At 35.4% G+C, this 20,634-nt stretch carries 14 protein-coding genes; 10 read left to right on the top strand and 4 right to left on the bottom strand.

Annotated elements, in window-relative coordinates; genetic code table 11:
• Positions 1-8: 8 nt before the first annotated feature.
• Positions 9-1,550, bottom strand: a complete 1,542-nt coding sequence (locus tag IPJ80_13495) for a T9SS type A sorting domain-containing protein (GenBank protein MBK7914499.1) — start codon at positions 1,548-1,550, stop codon at positions 9-11.
• 86 nt (positions 1,551-1,636) lie between these two features.
• Between IPJ80_13495 and mdh the strand changes: the two genes are divergently transcribed.
• From mdh to IPJ80_13480, 3 genes are read left to right on the top strand one after another with little or no spacing between them, the layout of a single operon-like run.
• The gene (gene mdh, locus IPJ80_13490; protein MBK7914498.1) at positions 1,637-2,578 is read left to right on the top strand and encodes a malate dehydrogenase; all 942 of its coding nucleotides are present in this window, start codon (positions 1,637-1,639) and stop codon (positions 2,576-2,578) included.
• Between the two features lie 30 nt (positions 2,579-2,608).
• Complete coding sequence (locus IPJ80_13485) at positions 2,609-3,136, top strand: redoxin domain-containing protein (protein ID MBK7914497.1); 528 nt, start codon at positions 2,609-2,611, stop codon at positions 3,134-3,136.
• A gap of 27 nt (positions 3,137-3,163) precedes the next feature.
• Positions 3,164-4,033 carry a hypothetical protein gene (locus IPJ80_13480; GenBank protein MBK7914496.1) on the top strand — a complete coding sequence of 290 codons (870 nt, stop codon included), beginning with the start codon at positions 3,164-3,166 and terminating at the stop codon, positions 4,031-4,033.
• A gap of 20 nt (positions 4,034-4,053) precedes the next feature.
• On the opposite strand, the gene tilS is transcribed toward IPJ80_13480, so the two are convergent.
• The gene (tilS, locus tag IPJ80_13475) at positions 4,054-5,325 is read right to left on the bottom strand and encodes a tRNA lysidine(34) synthetase TilS (GenBank protein ID MBK7914495.1); all 1,272 of its coding nucleotides are present in this window, start codon (positions 5,323-5,325) and stop codon (positions 4,054-4,056) included.
• Positions 5,326-5,378: 53 nt separating this feature from the next.
• Here tilS and IPJ80_13470 point away from each other — a divergent pair, with 53 nt between their 5' ends.
• Entirely contained in the window at positions 5,379-5,900 is a 522-nt protein-coding gene (locus IPJ80_13470; GenBank protein ID MBK7914494.1) for a hypothetical protein, read from the top strand.
• A 21-nt stretch (positions 5,901-5,921) separates the two neighbouring features.
• Here the strand turns inward: IPJ80_13470 and mltG are convergent, their stop codons facing one another.
• Both mltG and panB read right to left on the bottom strand, forming a co-directional pair.
• The gene (mltG, locus tag IPJ80_13465; protein MBK7914493.1) at positions 5,922-6,944 is read right to left on the bottom strand and encodes an endolytic transglycosylase MltG; all 1,023 of its coding nucleotides are present in this window, start codon (positions 6,942-6,944) and stop codon (positions 5,922-5,924) included.
• Positions 6,944-7,759 carry a 3-methyl-2-oxobutanoate hydroxymethyltransferase gene (gene panB, locus IPJ80_13460; protein MBK7914492.1) on the bottom strand — a complete coding sequence of 272 codons (816 nt, stop codon included), beginning with the start codon at positions 7,757-7,759 and terminating at the stop codon, positions 6,944-6,946. Before panB ends, mltG begins: the two co-directional genes overlap by 1 nt.
• Positions 7,760-7,988: 229 nt before the next feature.
• Between panB and IPJ80_13455 the strand changes: the two genes are divergently transcribed.
• The 6 genes from IPJ80_13455 (at position 7,989) to IPJ80_13430 (ending at position 20,631) form a co-directional block, all read left to right on the top strand.
• Complete coding sequence (locus IPJ80_13455) at positions 7,989-8,993, top strand: hypothetical protein (GenBank protein MBK7914491.1); 1,005 nt, start codon at positions 7,989-7,991, stop codon at positions 8,991-8,993.
• A gap of 132 nt (positions 8,994-9,125) precedes the next feature.
• Complete coding sequence (gene dnaK, locus IPJ80_13450) at positions 9,126-11,030, top strand: molecular chaperone DnaK (GenBank protein ID MBK7914490.1); 1,905 nt, start codon at positions 9,126-9,128, stop codon at positions 11,028-11,030.
• Positions 11,031-11,229: 199 nt separating this feature from the next.
• Complete coding sequence (locus tag IPJ80_13445) at positions 11,230-12,882, top strand: DUF1800 domain-containing protein (protein ID MBK7914489.1); 1,653 nt, start codon at positions 11,230-11,232, stop codon at positions 12,880-12,882.
• Positions 12,883-12,899: 17 nt separating this feature from the next.
• Entirely contained in the window at positions 12,900-14,588 is a 1,689-nt protein-coding gene (locus IPJ80_13440) for a DUF1501 domain-containing protein (protein MBK7914488.1), read from the top strand.
• A gap of 12 nt (positions 14,589-14,600) precedes the next feature.
• Positions 14,601-17,507, top strand: a complete 2,907-nt coding sequence (locus IPJ80_13435) for a T9SS type A sorting domain-containing protein (GenBank protein ID MBK7914487.1) — start codon at positions 14,601-14,603, stop codon at positions 17,505-17,507.
• Positions 17,508-17,517: 10 nt separating this feature from the next.
• Positions 17,518-20,631, top strand: coding sequence for a M4 family metallopeptidase (locus IPJ80_13430; GenBank protein ID MBK7914486.1), 3,114 nt, complete (start codon positions 17,518-17,520; stop codon positions 20,629-20,631).
• The last annotated feature ends 3 nt before the right edge of the window (positions 20,632-20,634 follow it).

Here is a 20,634-nt window from a genome sequence, read left to right as displayed (position 1 = left end):
TGTACTGATTATAATTTTATGAATTTACCAGAATTAAATTTTCCAGTAAGATCGGAAATTCTATAGAAATAAATACCAGCTTGTAAATTATCTAATTCAAAATAATTTGTACCCGTTTGTACTTTAAAGTTAGTATTGCTAATTCCTTGTCCATCGGTTGAAAATAACTGCATTTGCAGTGATTGGTTATTTTCCGAATGAATGATTAAAGAAATTTTATTTTCTTCATATTGTCTGAAATAAACAGTTAATCCTGAAAGTTCAATATTTTCATTTGCCACAGTCCAGGATGGTGTTCTGAAATTGGAAATTTTAGATACGACACAAAAACTGTTTGAATTATAAGGAGTAACGCGCCAATAATGATTTGCATTCTTTTTTAGGTTATACAAAACGGTATCAGAATGAGACAATAAAAACAATTTATTGTTGATATTAAATCCAATGTTTTCGGCAATTTCAAATATATATTTATCTGCATTCGGTACATCATCCCAATCAAATCTAACGGTATCATAACCCAATGGGGGAATGCTGCCGGTTGGTGTTATATAATTGACAGCATCTGTAACATCAGGCTTAGGTGAATAAACAGGGCTTTTAAGGTAGCTTCTACCAGTAGATAAATAATCTTTTGTAATAGCTGCTTTTTGTTCTTCTGAAAAGTCTTTAATACAATCCAAAAAGTAACTCATTAAATTAGCTTCATTCGGATCCAATTTAACATTATCCGGATCTTTTGCACAACCTGTATAGACACAGCCAGGTCCTTGAAATCCAAAGCCGAGATTGTAATCTGCTGGGGTATCACAAAATCCATCAGCTGATTGATTGCAATGTAATTTTCCGTTGGTGCCCGGTTTCGCACGATCCACATATTCTGTTTTAACTTCATTGCCTCTATAAAAAATGGAAATGGGAGGTGGGGTGGTACAATTATTAGACACAGTAAGATAATCAGTTTCTTCCCAACCTATAAAAGTATGTGGCAAGGAAAAGAAATGGCCAATTTCATGGGCTAGCGTCGTCCCGTTGGGTCCAACGTGCAATTTACCACACACAATATAATCTCCATCGCCAGTATAAAAAGCCAAAACCCCGGGTGAACTGGCATTTGCTATGTTTCCGACGAAAATATTAACTGCATTTTTATTAGACAACATATATTGATTGATATATGCCTTACCCAATGTGCTGCTGGGATCATCGTAAATAAATGAATTATTAATTGAATTGGCAGCTTTTAAATAGAAAACCATATTCAGCGATTCATAAATTTTATTGATTGCACACAGGTTTTCAATTACATTTTTAATTGTGATTCGGCCGCTTCCATCTGCTTTGGCAACCATCCAATAAGTAACCGGAATGTAATAAGGAGCCCCACTTCTTTGGATTATCTGATCTTTAAATGTTTCTCTATTTGCAAACATCCGGTCGCGAATGCTGATGTTTTCATGCAAACCGGTGCCACATTTTCCCAATTCCTGGGCGAAATCGCTGATTGGGATCAAAAATCCTATCAAAAAGACAAATAAAATTCTATTCATTATAAAAATTTAAAATATGTGCAATTAAGGGCACAAAATTAATACTTAGTTAATAGTTTTGCCCTATTATTTAATAACGTATAAAAATGAATAAAGTTACCGTTATCGGAGCCGGAAATGTTGGTGCAACTGTTGCCAATGTTTTGGCACACAAGGATTTTATCCGGGAAATTGTATTGGTGGATATAAAAGCTGAAATGGCGATTGGAAAAGCCCTGGATACCTGGCAGCAGGCACCTGTTGATTATTATTCCAGTAGGTTAATAGGAACTCAGGATTATCAATTAACCGCAGATTCTGATATTGTCGTCATAACTGCCGGTTTACCTCGTAAACCCGGAATGAGTCGGGATGATTTGATTAGTACAAACGCCGCAATTGTTAATTCAGTAACGACATCCGTATTAAAGTATTCAAAAAATCCGATTATCATAGTAGTTTCTAATCCTTTGGATGTCATGACCTATGCAGCTTATAAAGTAGCCGGATTGCATGAAAACAAAGTGATTGGAATGGCAGGCATTTTGGATACAGCCCGCTATCGTGCCTTTTTAGCAGAAGCTTTGGATGTAAGTCCAAAAGACATTCAGGCAATTTTAATGGGTGGTCATGGAGATTCTATGGTGCCTTTACCCAGATTAACTACGGTTTCGGGCATTCCTGTGACAGAATTATTGGCTATGGATAAACTTCAGGCTATTGTTGATCGGACAAAGCAGGGAGGAGGAGAATTGGTAAAATTAATGGGGACTTCAGCCTGGTATGCGCCAGGTGCTGCAGCAGCCCAAATGGTTGAGGCAATCGCAAAAGATGAAAAACGCATTTTTCCATGTTGTGTTAAGCTAAATGGCCAATATGGATTAAAAGATGTTTTTGTGGGGGTTCCTGTAAAATTGGGCAAAAATGGGGTAGAGCAAATAATAGAGCTAAAATTAAGTCCGGAAGAAACCGCTTTATTACATCAATCCGCATTAGAAGTCAAGTCTACTATGGATGTATATGACAATTTACCTCCGGTAGTTTCTTAAACTTTTAACACAAAGCCTTGTTTTGACAACATGGCTTCCATCAATGAGGCAATTCGTAGCATGCATACAACGGATGGTGAAACCGTTTATCAAAAATCACTTAAACAAGATGTAATTCTTGTGTTTTTGAGGCATTTTGGATGTACATTTTGCCGGGAAGCACTTGAGGAATTGCATGATTTATTCAACGGACATAAATTTGACAAGAATTGTTTAATTCTGGTGCATATGTCAACTGAAGACATAGCTTGTAAGTATTTTGAGCGATATGGCTTGAGTTCTGTTCCTCGTGTTTCAGATCCTGCTTGCTTCTTCTATAAGGAATTTGGTCTATTAAAAGGCACGTTTAATCAATTATTTGGATTTCGGTCCTGGTTAAGAGGAATTGAAGCCGGCTTGATTAAAGGCCATGGTTTTGGCACCCAATTAGGCGATGGATTTCAAATGCCCGGAGTTTTTATTATCCAAAATGGTCAAATCACGAATGAGTTTCGACACAAATTTCCTTCAGATAAACCAGATTACTTAAAATTAATGGCTTGTCCACAAGCACAATAAAACACACTCCCTAATCGTAGTTGTATCATGAAGATTTGGATAAGCTGCCTCACCGTTTTATTTTATACTTACCACTGTGACAGTCAGTCATTAAGAACGAAACAAGATAGTTTTCGTTTTTATGCGGATGCCATGTTTTTTCTAAATCAAGCTGAATTCAGAATTGAAGCAGAGCAAGGTTTTAACAGACTTCTTAAAGAATTGGTTGTTAACTATGAAGACAGCGCGAAACTAAGTTTTCTACCCAATTTTGTCAAGTGTGAATCACCTGATAAATCAATATGCATCATTAGTTGGCAGGTGGAACGCAAACCAAAAGATTTTCATTATGCGGGGGTATTGTTTAGACCAGAATCTAAACCCATTTTTTTAAAAGATGTCGATCGAAATATTTCTCGTATTAACTACGAAGCTTTTAATTCTAAGAATTGGTATGGTGCACTTTATTATCATGTAATACCTTTAAAAATTAATAATGCCTATACCATTTTAGGCTATCGTTTTGGAAAGGATGGTTCTAAATATCGAATTATCGATATGTTAGAAATTAAAAACGATGAATTAATTATTGGGGCCCCAAAATTTAAACATTTGAATGAAAAAGGAGATGAAGACTGGTATTATAGACATGTGATAAACTATTCCCCTTCGGCCAATGTAGTGGTTAAATACGATGAAACATCTCAAATAATCTATTTTGATCATGTAGAAACATTTACAGATGTAAAATCCGGGGATGTTGTACGAGCACCCGATGGGACATTTGAAGCGCTCGAATTTAAAAGTGATTATTGGAATTACATCCCTTATCAAAAAGGTGAAATTTTGCAAACTCCACCGAGAGAAAAACCTGTACTAAACAGTGATGGTAAAGATATTTTTGGCAAGAAAAAGTAGCTAAACAAAAATGATTTGCGTTAAACTATTTTTTTTGTAAATTTAAAGCTGACGATATCTCTGGTGTTCAAATCAATTTTTGCAAGCTCAGATCGTTGAAGCCCACAAATCCACAAAATGTTTTCTTCAGATGTTAAAAGATACATTTTCTCTTTCTCGTAGATTCCAAGTTTGAGATCTGTGAATACATCCTGTATTTTTTTGTGTTTTCCTTGCATACCAAAAACCTGAATGCGATCCCCGGCTTCCCATTTTCTTACCCTAAGCGGATATTTAAGTTGCTCATTATCAAAATAACTAAAGCTGGCATCTGAATAATAACGTTCTGATCCAGGTTTACAAATTGTCCATTCTAAAATGCCGTGCTCCAATTCCAAAATTCCTGAACTGGTATAAATAAGGTGTTCTGCTTTTTTAAAATCTGAATTAGGTATTTTTCTTAATTTAATTCCTTCCGGATGAATCGCAAGTTCGTAATTTGATCGACCATAGAATAGTTTCCCACTTTTGTCTTGGTTGATTTTAATTTGTTGGATTGTTTCTGGATGAAAATCCAGATCTGAAAGAAACCAACTTAAAAAACAGGATGGCTCTGTAGTGGAAATACTGATTTCGGATTCAGTAATTTTAACATGTTGGTTTTTCCAGGATTCGTATAAATTATGAAGTAAAGGGATTAACTCCTGAAGATGCTCCATGCTTCTTAGGGTCATTTGCTTAAAAGCCGGGAGTCTGGATTCAATTAATGGCAATACATCATTTCTGAAAAAATTTCTTAAGTAATAACTGGTTTGATTACTGCTGTCTTCGCGAAATGATATTTTGTGTTTGGTTGCATAGCTGCTTAGATCAGATTTTGAAAGCGTTAAAAATGGCCTAATGTGTCTATCAGATTGCAGGACCATGCCTTTGAGACCATTAATTCCACTTCCCCGGCTTAATTGTAAAAACAACAACTCAACTTGATCATCTGCGTGGTGTGCTGTTAATAAATATTTAAAATGATGCTTTTTTATCAGTTCATCAAAAAATGCATACCGGGCTTTCCGGGCTTGATCTTGAATATTGCTAGTGATTGGTAAAACACACTCCTTGCAATAAAATGGAATCTTTCGATCGTTTGACCAAATTCGAATCATTTCCTGATCTTCGTTGGCATCAGGAATCCTCAACTGATAATTACAATGAGCAATTGAAAAATTATATTGAAGCTTGTATAAAACATCACACAGAACCATGCTGTCTAATCCTCCACTTACCGCTACAAGAAGCAGGTCGTTTTTAGAAAACATTTCCTGGTTTTGAATAACTTTGCGTGGATTATCTATCATAAAACAGCAACAAAATGCAAATATTACGAGTACTAACACTAATACTGCTATTCAGTCAATGCAAAAATAAGGAGAATGCCTCGATTGCGGGTTCATCTCCGGCACCAACAAATAATAAAGTTGAAGAGATGAAAATTCCCCCACCGGTTATGGGTAAAATTGATGAAAAGTTTATCCAACTGGCAGAAAAGCAAAAAGATGCACCAGATTTGGTGAATATGATTTGGCATTATACGTATGCATTATCAATCAAGGAAGAAGCCCCAAAGGAAAATATTTATAAAGGTCAATGGTTGGATTTATTGACCAAAGGAGATTATAAAAAAGGACTATATGCTGAAACCACAGAATCTGGTAAGTACATTTATGATGAAAAAACAGGTTTGCTAGAACTTCGTTCAACTATTGGAACTTCTTCAGAATGGAAGGTGAAGGTGGATCCGGCACATATGATATTAATAGGGACATCAAAATATGGAAACAATCCCTGGCAAATTAAATTATCCAGAAGGGATTCAGTGCCTGTAAAGGAATAGTTTTAAAAGCCATAGTCCGTTTTATCGAATTCGTTGGGCATTAAGCCAATTTCGATACAATTTTGCATTTTCATAGTGCCCGGATAATGTTTTTGCAAATGCATGACTTCCATCATAGCCAGGACGAGCGCAAAAAAACAAATAATCATGGGGTGTGGCATTAATAACGGCATCCAAACTTGTTACCGAAGGCATGCAAATGGGTCCCGGAGGTAAACCTTCTACAAAATAGGTGTTATAGGGTGATTCAGCTTTTAGGTGCTCCAGTAAAACGCGTTGAATTCCAAATAAACCTAAAGCAAAAACGACTGTGGGATCTGCTTGAAGTTTCATTCCGGTTTTAAGTCTATTTATATAAACGCCGGCAATATCAGATTTCTCATTATCAATGTTTGTTTCTTTTTCAACAATTGAAGCAATGATGTATGCATCCGTTTTTGATAAACCTCTTTCAACTAATTTTTGGGTTCTGTTTTCTTTGTTCCAAAAAGTTTGATTCTCTTGAATCATGCGCTGCAAAACTCGCTCCGGAGTAGATGTCCAATACAACTGATACGTATTTGCAATAAATGCAGTTAAAATATTATCTTTTGTATAATTGTTTTTATTCAATAAAATAGAATCCTGCAACATGGTTAAGAATTCTAAGGAATCAGGCAATAATGAATTGCCTAATTTGCCGGAGAGTTGATATACATCTCTAATTGAATTTAAAACTACTGTAACAGGGTCTTGAACTCCCTTTCTCAATTTGTTAACCAGTTTTAGATTATTGCTTCCAGCTTTGATTATATAATGTCCTGGTTTCAGTTGTTTAAGTTGCATCCATTTCGCTAACCTCGTGATTAAAAAGGTATCTTGAACGATGCTGTCCAGAATCATTCCAATGCTAGAAACAGGATAGGCAGTATCAATGTAGAGCTCCTGGTCTTTATTGTTTTTAACATTTGGCTTGAAAGCGTTCAAATAAATTGCCAGGCAAAATACGGCCACTAGGAGTAGCGCAACACTTACTTTAAGGAAGAGGGATTTAGAAATTCGCATCAATATTGTTCGGTATCAGATGGGAATTTATTTTCTTTTACATCACGGGTATAATGTTGAACTGCTTCCTGAATGATTTCATGCAAATTAGCATACCTACGCAAAAACCGTGGATTAAATTCATGATTAATACCGAGCATATCATGACTTACAAGAACCTGGCCGTCGGTTCCTTTGCCCGCTCCAATACCAATTGTTGGAATGTGAAGGCTCTTGCTAACTTCTTCTGCCAGAATGGCTGGAATTTTTTCTAAAACCAGGCTAAAACAGCCTGCCTTTTCCAATAAAATTGCATCAGAACGCAATTTTATTGCTTCGGCTTCTTCTTTAGCCCGAACGGCATAAGTGCCAAACTTATAGATGGACTGAGGAGTGAGTCCTAAATGCCCCATAACAGGTATTCCAGCAGTAAGAATTCGACGGATAGAATCCGTAACTTCTGAACCTCCTTCTAATTTAACCGCGTGGGCTCCACTTTCTTTCATGATTCGAATCGAAGAATCGAGTGCCCTTTTGGTGTTTCCTTGATAGGACCCAAAAGGAAGATCTACTACTACTAGTGATCGTTTTGCTGCACGTACTACGGACTGTGCATGATAGATCATTTGGTCAAGGGTAATCGGCAAGGTGGTTTCGTGACCTGCCATAACATTCGATGCAGAATCTCCAACCAATAAAACATCGACACCTGCTTCATCCAACATTTTTGCCATGGAATAATCATATGCGGTCAACATGGCGATTTTCTCACCATTTTGCTTCATTTCCAGGATGGTATTGGTCGTAATTCGCTTTTGCTCTTTATGAATTGACATGGTGTAAAGTTAGAGGAAATTGGCTTTTCCAAATAATAAGCTATTATTTAGTTAGGCAACTCTTCGATTCTTAATAGTAAATAAATTTACTCCATTCAGGATTGTGGGTTAAATGATCCTCTGAATTAGGGCTGTTCAGGCTTAAAATGAGAAATCCACAGTTCAAAAGAGCCTAAAAATTTAACTATTGTCTGAGTACTACCACAAGTCTTTTCTTTACCTTCGTTGTATGAAATGGTATCAATTTTTGTTTTTTGGTATACTGAGTTTTTTAGCAGTTCAATGTTCAGAAGATTTTCAATTAACGGAACCCTATAAAGACATTCCAGTGGTATATGGATTAATTAAGCGTACGGATACAGCCCAATACATCCGATTGGAAAAGGCTTTTGTTGATGAAAACATCCCAGCGAGTCAAATTTCTAAAATTGCAGATTCATTGTACTACCAAAACGCTACCGTAAACCTTATTCAGACAGCAACAAATACCAGTCATACCTTAATTCGGGTGGATGCCGCGTTAGAAGGATATCCCCGGGAAGCCGGACCATTTGCGACTTTACCAAATTATATGTATAAAATTCGTACCAACTCATTAAATCTTAAAGGAGGCGAGGAGCTGAAGTTACAGATCGATCGTGGAGATGGCAGTGCATTGGTAAGTTCAAAAATCATTTTAGTGAGTGATCTTAGTTTTGTATTTCCCGATGATGGTACCCGGCAGTTGTTTTTTGCCTATAGAAGTTCGTATGATTTTAAATGGAAGAATAAAAGCAATACGACTGTATTTGATTTGAAAGCCCTTGTTTATATTGATGAATTTGATGTAGTGTCTCAAAAATCGATATCAAAAATTATTGAAATCCCGTTTGCGAAAAGTCAACCAGGTAAAATTGATCGAATAGATAATATTTCCTCAGCAAAAGTTAATGGTAGTGAATTTTACAATTTTTTACATGATAAATTGGTAGTTAATACCAATGTAGAACGATATATCAATAAGATCGATTTTATTTTAACTGGAGGCGGGCCTGAAATTCAGGGCTACTTGAGTATTTTGAATGCAAATACAGGCATTACTGCTTCTCAGGAAATCCCAAGATATACAAATCTGTCTGAAGGGTTTGGTGTTTTTAGTTCGACTGTTTCCATTAAAAAATCAATCACATTAGAGCCCCCGACTCTGGATTCCCTGCAATCAAATGCACTGACTAAAGATTTAAACTTCAAATAAATTTTTCTGACTCTTTGACATATTACTAAGCTTTATTATGTCAAAATAGGAGTAAATCCATTTGATTTCTGCCAATTTTACCTATATTTCAGGATGGCATAAGGATTGACTACAATTCTTAAAAACAGCATAATGGGAAAAATAATAGGTATAGATTTAGGAACCACAAATTCGTGCGTTGCCGTTATGGAGGGGAATGAACCTGTAGTCATTGCCAATGACGAAGGCCGTAGAACAACCCCGTCCGTAGTTGCTTTTTTAGATAACGGAGAACGTAAAGTCGGAGATCCAGCGAAAAGGCAAGCCATAACAAACCCTAAGAAAACCATATCGTCTATTAAACGATTCATGGGTGGTCGATATGATGAAATGAACCTTGAAACTGGCAGAATGCCGTATAAAGTTCAAAAAGGTGATAACAACACTTGTCGAGTAGACATTGATGGAAGGCTTTATTCACCTCAGGAAATTTCAGCCATGATTCTTCAAAAGATGAAGAAAACTGCTGAGGATTTTCTGGGACATGAAGTTACAGAAGCTGTCATTACAGTTCCTGCTTATTTTAATGATTCGCAAAGACAAGCAACCAAGGAAGCAGGAGAAATTGCAGGTTTGACTGTAAAAAGGATCATCAATGAGCCAACAGCAGCAGCTTTGGCATATGGATTAGATAAGAAAACCAAAGACATGACCATCGCGGTTTATGACTTAGGGGGTGGGACATTTGATATTTCCATTCTGGAATTGGGTGATGGAGTTTTTGAGGTTAAATCAACCAATGGAGATACGCACTTAGGCGGTGATGATTTTGATCAGGTAATCATTGATTATTTAGCTGATCAATTTAAAAGCCAGGAAAATATTGATCTTAGAAAAGATCCTATGGCTTTGCAACGCTTGAAAGAAGCATCTGAAAAGGCTAAAATTGAATTATCCAGTTCGTCTGAAACTGAAATTAACTTGCCGTACATCACTGCTATGGATGGTGTGCCTAAGCATTTGGTTTTAAAGCTGAGTCGGTCAAAATTTGAGCAATTAGCTGATAATTTGGTGCAACGCACCTTAAAACCCTGTGCAGATGCACTTAAAGATGCGGGAATGACCAATCAGGATATTGATGAAATCATTTTAGTTGGAGGATCAACAAGAATCCCAAGAATTCAACAAGTTGTAGAAGAGTTTTTTGGAAAAAAGCCAAACAAAGGGGTAAATCCGGATGAGGTAGTTGCTATTGGAGCTTCCATTCAGGGAGGTGTATTAACAGGAGAAGTAAAAGATGTGCTGTTGTTGGATGTAACACCTTTATCATTTGGAATTGAAACTTTAGGTGGAGTTTACGATGTTGTAATTGAAGCCAATTCAACGATTCCAACAAAAAAATCCAAAGTTTATTCAACCGCAGCAGATAATCAACCTTCCGTTGAAATTCATATCCTACAGGGAGAACGGCCTATGGCAAAAGATAACCGTTCGGTAGGACGTTTTATTTTAGATGGAATTCCACCAGCGCCCAGAGGAATACCACAAGTTGAAGTTTCCTTTGATATAGACGCAAATGGAATATTAAGTGTCAGTGCTCAAGATAAAGGAACTGGTAAAAAGCAAAACATTCGAATTGAAGCATCGACCGGTTTATCAAAAGAGGAAATCGAAAAAATGAAAAATGAAGCTGCTGTGAATGCAGATGCAGATCGGCTTACCCGGGAACGAGTTGATAAAATCAATGAGGCTGATGGGGTCATCTTTCAAACTGAAAAGCAATTAAAAGAATATGGAGATAAACTCCCATCTGATAAAAAGCAAGCCATTGAATCTGCCTTAGAAAATCTTAAAAATGCGCATAAAGCACAAGATTTAGAGCAGATTACCAAGCAACTTGAATTGCTTAACACGGCATGGCAAGCAGCAAGTCAGGATATTTACCAGGCCAGTCAGAATGCTCAACAAGCTAATGCTTCAGAGTCTGGCTCATCAAATTCTCAGAAAGCAGATGAAAAAGTTACGGACGTAGAATTTGAGGAAGTCAATAAAAATTAATTAGACTAAAATTGTAGTTAAAAGCCTGAACTCAAAAAGTTCAGGCTTTTTTATTATTTCACTAATCCAGATCGAAATGAATTCAGGGTTATTACCGGCTGGTATTAATGAAAATTATTTTGTCATCTAATTAAAATCGAGCTTTAAATTTGGATTAAACGTGTAAACATGTAATTTTACAACGGTTAAATTTCAAATTATGCCCGATAATAAATGCTTTACGGGAGGTCTGCAGGAATATGTACCCAGCCCGTCCAAACCTTGGAATGAAAAGCGCATTCATCATTTGTACAATAAAATCAGTAATGGCGCTCCTTTATACCTGATCCAAGCTGCAAAAGCCAATAAACCCTCTGTTCTGGTTGATTATCTCATCAGCACAGCCATTGCACATCCTCTTCCGGGAGAAAAGAAAGTGGGTGTTAAAACCTATGACTATACCTATGCCTGGAAAGAGCAATCCATAGCTGAGGATCCAAATGCATATTACAAATACCTCGAGTTGGTCCATATGTGGTTTAATGGGATGATTACAGAAGGGGTGAGACACAAATTGGTGCTTTTTTGGTCAAACCATTTTGTCGCCACAGCAGATGTCACCGGAAATAGACCTACCTGGGTTTTTCAATATTATTATTTACTTCATAAGTATGCTTTAGGTGATTTTCGGGAATTTGTAAAAGCCATCGGATTAACTCCGGCAATGATCTTGTATTTAAATGGAAATGCTAATGTAAACGGCCGACCAAATGAAAATTATGCCCGGGAGTTATTGGAATTATTCACAATGGGTGTTGGAAATTATACGCAAAAAGATGTAGCAGAAGTAGCACGTGCATTAACAGGTTGGAATATTAGATATTATGAATCGCCTGCAGGGAGTGGACAGTACTATATTGGTCCACTCAAAGAGAATGAATTTGTTTTTTACAGATATAATCACGATTGGAAAGGGAAAGTGATTTTTGGTCAACAGGTTGGGAACAATGGTGGGGTGGTGCCGTCTACTGACGCAGAAGCGTTGACAAAAGCAAAAAATGAGTATGATAAATTACACGATGAGGTAATATTTAAAGCCAAGAAAAACGAAGTTGCAAAATTCATTTGTAAGAAATTATATAAATATTATCTATACAATGATCCTCCTCAGGATATTGTTGATGGATTAGCAACTGTTTTTATTAATAGCAATTTTAACATAGCTTCCGTTTTAAAGACCTTATTTAAAAGCGAACATTTTTATGAGGATGAAGCAATGGGACTGATAATAAAGAGTCATATAGACAATCAAATTCATTATTGCAGAAGTTTGGATCTAGAACCTGGAAAGGATTATTTTAAATACAAATGGATAAATAATTCGTTTCAGGCTGAAGTCACAGACCCTGTTAATTTTCCTAATACTTTGAATAGAGATACTTTAAGTTTTCTTTATAATGCAAACAATAATCTCGGTCAAACTTTATTTAATCCGATAAACGTTGCAGGGTGGCCGGGTTATAGATCCTGGTTGAATGAATTTACACTGGTTAACCGATGGAAATATAACCGGGATCAAATGAGTTATTATTTGCAATATGATTCAACGAAAACTAAATATCGAAATTTTTTAAAGGATATTAGTAATAATTCCAAGGATCCGGATTTAATTGTTAGAAATGTAATTAATTATTTTATGACAGTTGATTTGGATGAACAATACATTCAAACAGCCATTGGAATTTTTAAAGCTTCTGTACCTTCTAATTATTATCTGGATGGAACATGGAGTCTTGATTATGTTACAGTTCCTAATCAATTGATTAACCTGATGAACTATCTGGTAACATTACCTGAATATCAATTATTGTAAACTCCAAAATCTATTATATGTGCAACGATCAAAATTTTGACAAAAACCTGTTTCGCTCAGATCTTGGAGAAAAACACAATGAAGATCACTTAACCTGGAATCGGAGGCAATTTTTAATGACCGGAGGGATTGCAGGATTAGGTACCATGTTATTGAGTGGGATTCCAGTAAATCCTATTTTATCAAATGCTTTTGCAACACCACTTGCAGCTGGCGGCGATTCAATACTTGTTTTACTCAAATTGTTTGGAGGAAATGATGGACTGAATATGGTATTTCCTCATTCAGACAATGCAGGGAAAGCTGAATATATTAATTTAAGACCTGGTTTGAGCCATAAATTTGGTACAGATTATAACGACAATACGGTTTTATCTGGATTTGGAGGTTCAGATTTTGCGTTGCCATCAACGATGCAGTCCTTAATGCCGATGTGGCAATCGGGAAAAATGAATATTATTCATAATGTGGGTTATCCAAATCAGGATTATTCGCATTTTTCATCGATTGATAATTGGTCCAGTGCTGCTGATAACGTTTATGATAAACGATACAATTCAGGGTATATGGGTCGATTTCTGGAGCAGGATTTTCCTTCGTTTAGTGAAACCCCTCCCACGGTTCCTCCTGCTTTGAGAATAGGCTATAGTGCTGACTTAGTATTTAAGTCTGCTAATAATCAACAATATGAATTGGTCTTTAACGATCCGAATGAATTCTACAGATTGGCCCAATATGGAAAATTATATCCTACTGATGGATTAAGTGATTGTCCCCAAGGTCAGGAAATTGAGTTTTTAAGACAATTGACCAATAACTCATTGCGCTATTCTCAATCTGTTACCCAAGCATACAATTCAACATTAAATAAAGTTAGCTATCCTGCAAATACTACATCCAGACTGGCTGAACAATTAAAAATTGTATCCAGACTTATTAAAGGAAAATTAGGTACTCGAATTTTTATGGTTTATATGGATGGTTTTGATACGCATGCTGATCAAAAAACCTACCATGCAAAATTACTTGGACATATAGCTGATTCAGTATCTGCTTTTTTTGCAGATTTGCAAGCAGACAATTTTGATAAGAATGTGTGTTTGATGAGTTTTTCTGAATTTGGAAGAACAATTCGCGAAAATGGTTCTGCCGGTACCGATCATGGTAACATGTCTCCGATGATGTTGTTTGGAGATGCCGTAAAGGGCGGATTTACAGGCAATCCAATGAATTTAAATGATGCAACACTAAAAGCAGGAGACACAAGGGTTTATTTCGAAAATCAAAGTTGCATTGATTTTAGATCCATGTATTCCAGTGTGATGGAACAACATTTATGCCTTGACACCGAACTGGTCAATTACACTTTAGGAAAATCGTATCCTCGTTTAAATCTGTTTGATAATCCTTGCAATGGAAAAAGCTACGGCTCTAATTTCAATACCTTGCTTTTAGGACACAATCCAAATGAATTAAATAGTAAAATCATTGAAGTAAAATTTTCGCAATTGCAATCCAATGAAGTTAAATTGCAGATCAAATCAATAAATGGAAAAACACTTGCTGTATTGCATGAAGGGTTTACAACCAAAGGATCTTATGCAATTCCATTTGACCCAGTAAAATATAAAATTCCGCCAGGCGAGTATATTTATCAACTCGATAGTGCTGGTAAGACTTTGTCAAGAAGATTTAATATTTTTTAAAATAGGAAGGCTATGAAAAAAATTATATTTTTCGTATTTGTAAGTATACAATTTATCAGTGCTCAAAATCAAATTGCTTATGAGCAATTTAGCGCATGCAGTCTTCCAACTAATTGGAACCTATTAATTGAAAAAGGTACGAGTGGTTTTTCTATTGTTAAAAGCAATTTATTTCCTTCTTCGGATGCCACCTGCAGTATTGTTTACAACCAAACATCATCAACTAATGGAGGTGATAAAAAATTTTCAATTACAACAAAAGAGTTTGATTTATATGCATATGATCAATATGTTTTAAACTTTGGATTGAGGTTTGTCAATACAAATACAAATAATAAATTAACTGTTTATGCAGTAATTGATGGAAATCAACAAGTTGTACAGACATATACAAAAGATATAATTCAAAATGGTTTGGTTGTCGTGAATCAGTCGGTAAGTTTTAATTCAACAAATTCAAGTAAAAAAGCAAAATTTATTTTTGAATACCAGACATCAGGTATAGATTTTAACTCTCTGGTTATTATTGATAATTTAAGTTTAGCCGGACCTGATAATGATGATTGTGCCAGAGCTGTATCTATCGAATTAGATAAGAATTGTTTAGGAGGCAATAGTACTGGTGCATTTATAACGGGTCCAACTGCACAATGTGCCGGTAATTATACCCAAGGTCTTTGGTATAAATATCAAAGCACATTTTCTGGAAAATTAAAGATTGAAACAAAGGCAAGCTACAACGATGCTGTGAGTGTTTTTGAAGGTTCCTGCATGAATCTAAAAGATCTTAAATGTTTCAATAAAGATGAATATGGTTTTGAGGGTGAAACCAATTATTTGGATGTTGAAGCAGGAAAATCATACTTTATTCGGGTAGCTAAGCAAATTGGTTATTATGGAAGAGAAGACATTGGAGATCTATGTGTAGGAATTAAGAAACAGGATCCTGTTTATCCGCCTCATGATTTGTGTGATTCAAAAAAGTTAATTACAATAAATTCAAATTGTATTTCTGAAACAAATATCGCTGCTGGATTTGATAATCCTGTTCCCAGTTTAAATGATAAATCAAGAGCTGATGTTTGGTATTATTTTAGAACAAGTTCAACTAAAGATTTAGAAATTATTTCACATGCAGATTTTGCAGATGTTTTAACAGTGTTCAAAGGTACATGTACACAACTTGTAGAGGTTAAATGTGAAGATTTAGGTGGTAAATTATTATTAGAAAGCCCGACAATAAATACGGATTACTTTATTCAAGTTTCAGGATATTTTTCAAGTATTGAAGGTCATTTGTGCATGGAAGTAAAGGATCATTCAACAAATAAGCCCACAAATGAAGATTGTATAACTTCAAAAGCCATACTATTAAATACAGCATGTCAAACTAGTACCACAATCAATAGTTTGAAAAGTACTATTAAGCCAAGTTGTGTTGTTTATAATGCTCCTGATGTTTGGTATAGTTTCGTTGCTCCTGTAGAAAAAAGTATTTCTTTGGATATCCAGGCAGGTTTTCTTTTTCATTATGGAATTTATTCTGGAAATTGTACTAATTTAACTGAGATCGCTTGTGGCAAAACACCAGATCCCTGCGCAGGCCCGATTGTTATCAATGGTTTGGAAGCTGGAAAAACGTATTATTTGCAAATTTTGGCAGCAGTCAATCCTTTGAAAGCTATTGAAGGTGACATTTGTGTGCGAATTGATGAACTCAGCAAAGCCACTCCTTTTATACCTATTGATTTAAATTTGCAAATTGATTGTTTGCATGGTGTGTTAGGCCAAGTAAGTTATACTGTTAGTGGAGGGAAAGGCAATCATACCTATACGGGTCCTGGAGCAAATGAAATTTTGTATCCGGGAACCCAGATAGAAGCGTTTGTTGAAGATGAATCCGGATGTCGGGATTTTGTTAAAACTTCTGTTGATTGTCAAGCTCCCGCGCGCTGTAAAAATTCAACCCTCGATCTGGAAATCGTTTCCGAATGTTTAGTAGACCAAATAGGCAGACAAACTGGCGAAGTAATTTTGCACATAAATGGAAAAGGTGGCTCCGGTGCATATTACTTATATGGGACTCCAAATGGCAGTAAACTGAGCCATGGAGATACCTACCAAATTATTATAATTGATAGTGATAGTTGTTATGTAATTGAAGAAGGACGAATTAATTGTCCGCCTTTTGATTGTTCGCAGTCTAAATTAAGTATTACAGCTGATTATACCTGTGTTGACACCTTATTAAAAGCGATATTAACCATTTCTGCCTCTGGTAATTTAGGTACTTTAAGTTTGACTGGCAATCGTACAGGTGACCAATTGAGCCAGGGAGAAAAATATTCAGTACAAGCGGAAGATGAAGCTGGATGTAGTGTCAAAGTAGAAGGTGAAATCAAATGCAATTTTGATTCATGTGCCTATGCGAGACCTAACTTACTTGTTAACTATGAGTGTGTAGTTGATTCCAATGGAAATCGAAGTGGTCATGCAATATTGCATGTGAACTCTACAAGCTATGCAGGGGGTATAAAAATCCTAGGAAATCGGGATGGAGACACTTTGCGACATCTGGATTCATATTCAGTTCAAATGGTGGATTCATTTGGATGCAGTATTACAAAATCTGGAGAAATTGATTGCCTGCCAGTTTCAACCAATGGTGTAGATAATTTTAATGGACTTCTTTTAGTTCCAAATCCTGCCAATGATCGGGTGACCATTTATTTTAAAAGGCAGCTTCCCAAGGATATTAATTATTTACTTTTTGATTCAAATGGTAATTTATTGGGAAAAGGCAGTCTGAATTCTTCTCAGAATTTTGATTTAAACATTAAGGATTTTCCATCTGGAGTAATTTATATTAAGCTACTTGGAAATTCATTTTTCGATATAATTCGCTTTATTAAAATCTAATCTAAACTCTATGTATAAAGTAATTGCAGCAATTGCTGCTTTTCTGTTCTGTATTAATATTTATTCTCAAGTAAAGTCAGTTGGTGCAATTGAATTGCCAAGGCATGGAGCAAATCAAAATTGGTATATTCCAGCAATTTCTGAAAGCAAGTTAAATATAGATCAGCTTACAAGTAATTTCAATAGTTACTTAAATTTGTCAGAAAGCAATTCATTTCAGGTGTTGTCAAGTAAAATTGCTAAAGATCAGTGGATTCATACTAAGTTTCAGCAATATTATAATGGCGTAAAAGTTCTTGGTGCAAGCTTTTTAGTACATGAATATAATGGACAGGTTGAGAGTTTAAATGGTCGCAGAGAAGATATAAGAGATTTAAATACAATTCCAGACATTGAAGTTTCAGAATTGCCTTTGATTTGTTTGCAAAAATATCCGCAATTTTTTACTCAGGATCCCAATCCTGTGCAACATTTTACAAATGCAGAATTATTAATTATGGATGCACAGTATCCAAATAGGTCCGGAGAATTTAAACTAGCTTTTAAATTGGATTATGATAACCATGATTTATTTGTAAATAGAAGATTTTATATAGACGCAGTTTCCGGTGAAATGATATTGAGCTATGATTTAATCCAAAGTTGCGTTGGAGGAAAGGGAATTGCACAAACATTGTATCATGGGGATCAGGAAATGGATTTAGAATTAATTGATTCTGAATTTCAACTTACAGACAATTCAAGAGGAAATGGGATTCAAACTATATCAGAATCTGGTAGAACTTATAAAGACCAGGATAATTATTGGGAAAAAGGATCTTTTGCGCAACGAAGAGGCGCCCTGGACATTCAATTCGGATCCCAAAAGACTATCGACTTTTACAAAAAGTATTTTGATAGGGATGGAATAGATGGTAAAAATCTTAAATTAATAAACAAGCTTCGGGATAGTGTCTATTTAGTGAATGCATACTGGAATAGCACCGGTACTTTGTTTGGAATAGGTGATTCCATAAACACGGGGCCAATAACCTCAATTGATATTGTTGGACATGAATTAACCCATGGTGTAACTCAATTTACATGCGGATTGGAATACTTATACGAATCCGGTGCAATTAATGAGGGCTTAAGCGATATTTTTGGAAAAACTATTGAACAAGAATACGATCCAGCCGGATTTAATTGGTTATTGGGAAGTAAACCATTTGTAAAAAAAGATACTGCTTTTAGAAACATGGCAGATCCCAATCATTATCGAAATCCAAAATTATATAAAGGCAAATATTGGATCAATAATTCTTCAGATAATGGAGGTGTACATACAAACAGCGGTGTAATTAATTATTGGTTTTATATTTTATCCGTTGGAGAATCAGGCACAAATGAGGCTGGTCAAACCTATGTTGTAGAAAAACTTGGAATGATTCCTACTCTTAATATTTTGTATGATGCAATGGATAATTATCTTACATCTACAAGTTATTATTTTGATGTTCGTGAAGCAACTCTTTTAATAGCAGAAAAGAATTATGGCAAATGCTCTAAAGAATACTTAAACATTGCTGAAGCCTGGAAAGCTGTTGGAGTTGGAAAGGGCCTTAATGAAAACGACTTGCAGCTTGTAAATAATAAAATACCTCAAATTGCCTGTAAAGAAGGACTTTTTCCGGTAGAAATCAGAATTGTAAATTTAAGTTGCAACAACAGTATTCCGAAAGGGACCGATATGGTGTTTACTATCAGCGTTCCACAAAAAAATAAGATTATTGAAAATTATACCACTACAGAGGATATCTTGCCAGGTGGTTCGTTTGTGTATGCGTTTATCAATCCTGCAAGAATAGACCGAAATATAAGTATCACTGTGGAAGCATCTATTGCAAATGATGCAGATACTTCAAATAATCGAATTACGATGGCAATCACAAAAAATGCAAATAGTGATCATGATTTTAGATCTGTACAAATACAAATAAATGGGTCTTCGTGTGAGAATGGATTTTTGCGGGCACGGGTTACTTCAAATTACACAGGTTGTTCACCTGTTCCAAAAGGCACAGAATTGCAGTTAAATTTAAAGTATGACAATCAGGTAATTACCAGGACATTTAATACAACAACTACTATTTTTCCCGGTAATCAATATCAATCTCCGTTTTTTAATTTGGACCGGGTATTTAGCGGGTATAAAAAAATATTAGGTGAATTGGATTATGCAAAAGATACTGTGGATACCAATAATGCAGCATATTTTAATGCAGTTTACATCAATAATGTGGGATTCGGTTATTTAGAATCATTTTCCGGCAATCAATTTGATTCCACTTTATTAGGATTAAAGATTGATTCATTTCAAAATGTTAAAATTCAATCTGATTTTATTAATTCAGAATCAATCGTTTTTACCGGGGGCAAGATCTTTAATGCTAATAAATTTATTCCTACAAATGGTTCGAATTTAGCAGATTTTATTTCTAGTAATCCAAAATATACGAGTACACTTTATTTGTGTGTTGACACGAAGGATTTAAGCAAAGCAAAATTATCATTTGATTATATTCAAAAATTAGGATCTTTTTCGTATGATTCTATTTTAAACAGCAAGAGTTTTGCGGCAGGTATCAGAGTACAATTTAGAAATGAAACAGGTGGATTGATTGGTATGCCAAATTATATTCAATCGGCTTCGAGAGAAGCTTTAAATCAATACTATGAGCAGGATATCCCAATAAATGGAGAGGCAATTACTATTGAAGTAACATGCATTACATTAAATGGAGTTATTGACAGTTTAAGTTCACAGATTGATACGAGCTCTGACCTTGTTATACTTGATAACATAAAAATTTTCAAAGAAGCAGTAAAAGCGAAAGATGAGCCAATCGCAACATTATTTGTTGCGCCTAATCCATTTCAAAAGTCATTTAAAGTTTATGTTGACCCAACTTATGGGGAATTACATTATATGCTTGTAAATACTGTGGGCGTCGTTGTAGATGAGGGTAGCTTGCGTCCTGAATGGAATGAATTGCAAGCTAATGGCTTGAGTTCCGGTAGTTATGTACTTAAATGTATAAATTCAAAAGGGAAATTGTTTTATTCGAAACTCGTTAAGAATTGAGCA

The organism is Saprospiraceae bacterium, from assembly GCA_016714025.1.
GTDB lineage: Bacteria > Bacteroidota > Bacteroidia > Chitinophagales > Saprospiraceae > Vicinibacter.
Note: the sequence above shows the minus strand (reverse complement) of the source record. Positions and strands in the feature narration are given on the sequence as shown.

Bases quoted from the DNA above. Each gene is read 5' to 3' on its own strand.
- tilS (MBK7914495.1), bottom strand. From the start codon at position 5,325: ATGTTTTCTAAAAACGACCTGCTTCTTGTAGCGGTAAGTGGAGGATTA.
- IPJ80_13440 (MBK7914488.1), top strand. From the start codon at position 12,900: ATGTGCAACGATCAAAATTTTGACAAAAACCTGTTTCGCTCAGATCTT.
- IPJ80_13495 (MBK7914499.1), bottom strand. From the start codon at position 1,550: ATGAATAGAATTTTATTTGTCTTTTTGATAGGATTTTTGATCCCAATC.
- dnaK (MBK7914490.1), top strand. From the start codon at position 9,126: ATGGGAAAAATAATAGGTATAGATTTAGGAACCACAAATTCGTGCGTT.
- mdh (MBK7914498.1), top strand. From the start codon at position 1,637: ATGAATAAAGTTACCGTTATCGGAGCCGGAAATGTTGGTGCAACTGTT.
- panB (MBK7914492.1), bottom strand. From the start codon at position 7,759: ATGTCAATTCATAAAGAGCAAAAGCGAATTACGACCAATACCATCCTG.
- IPJ80_13480 (MBK7914496.1), top strand. From the start codon at position 3,164: ATGAAGATTTGGATAAGCTGCCTCACCGTTTTATTTTATACTTACCAC.
- IPJ80_13435 (MBK7914487.1), top strand. From the start codon at position 14,601: ATGAAAAAAATTATATTTTTCGTATTTGTAAGTATACAATTTATCAGT.
- mltG (MBK7914493.1), bottom strand. From the start codon at position 6,944: ATGCGAATTTCTAAATCCCTCTTCCTTAAAGTAAGTGTTGCGCTACTC.
- IPJ80_13485 (MBK7914497.1), top strand. From the start codon at position 2,609: ATGGCTTCCATCAATGAGGCAATTCGTAGCATGCATACAACGGATGGT.
- IPJ80_13470 (MBK7914494.1), top strand. From the start codon at position 5,379: ATGCAAATATTACGAGTACTAACACTAATACTGCTATTCAGTCAATGC.
- IPJ80_13430 (MBK7914486.1), top strand. From the start codon at position 17,518: ATGTATAAAGTAATTGCAGCAATTGCTGCTTTTCTGTTCTGTATTAAT.
- IPJ80_13445 (MBK7914489.1), top strand. From the start codon at position 11,230: ATGCCCGATAATAAATGCTTTACGGGAGGTCTGCAGGAATATGTACCC.
- IPJ80_13455 (MBK7914491.1), top strand. From the start codon at position 7,989: ATGAAATGGTATCAATTTTTGTTTTTTGGTATACTGAGTTTTTTAGCA.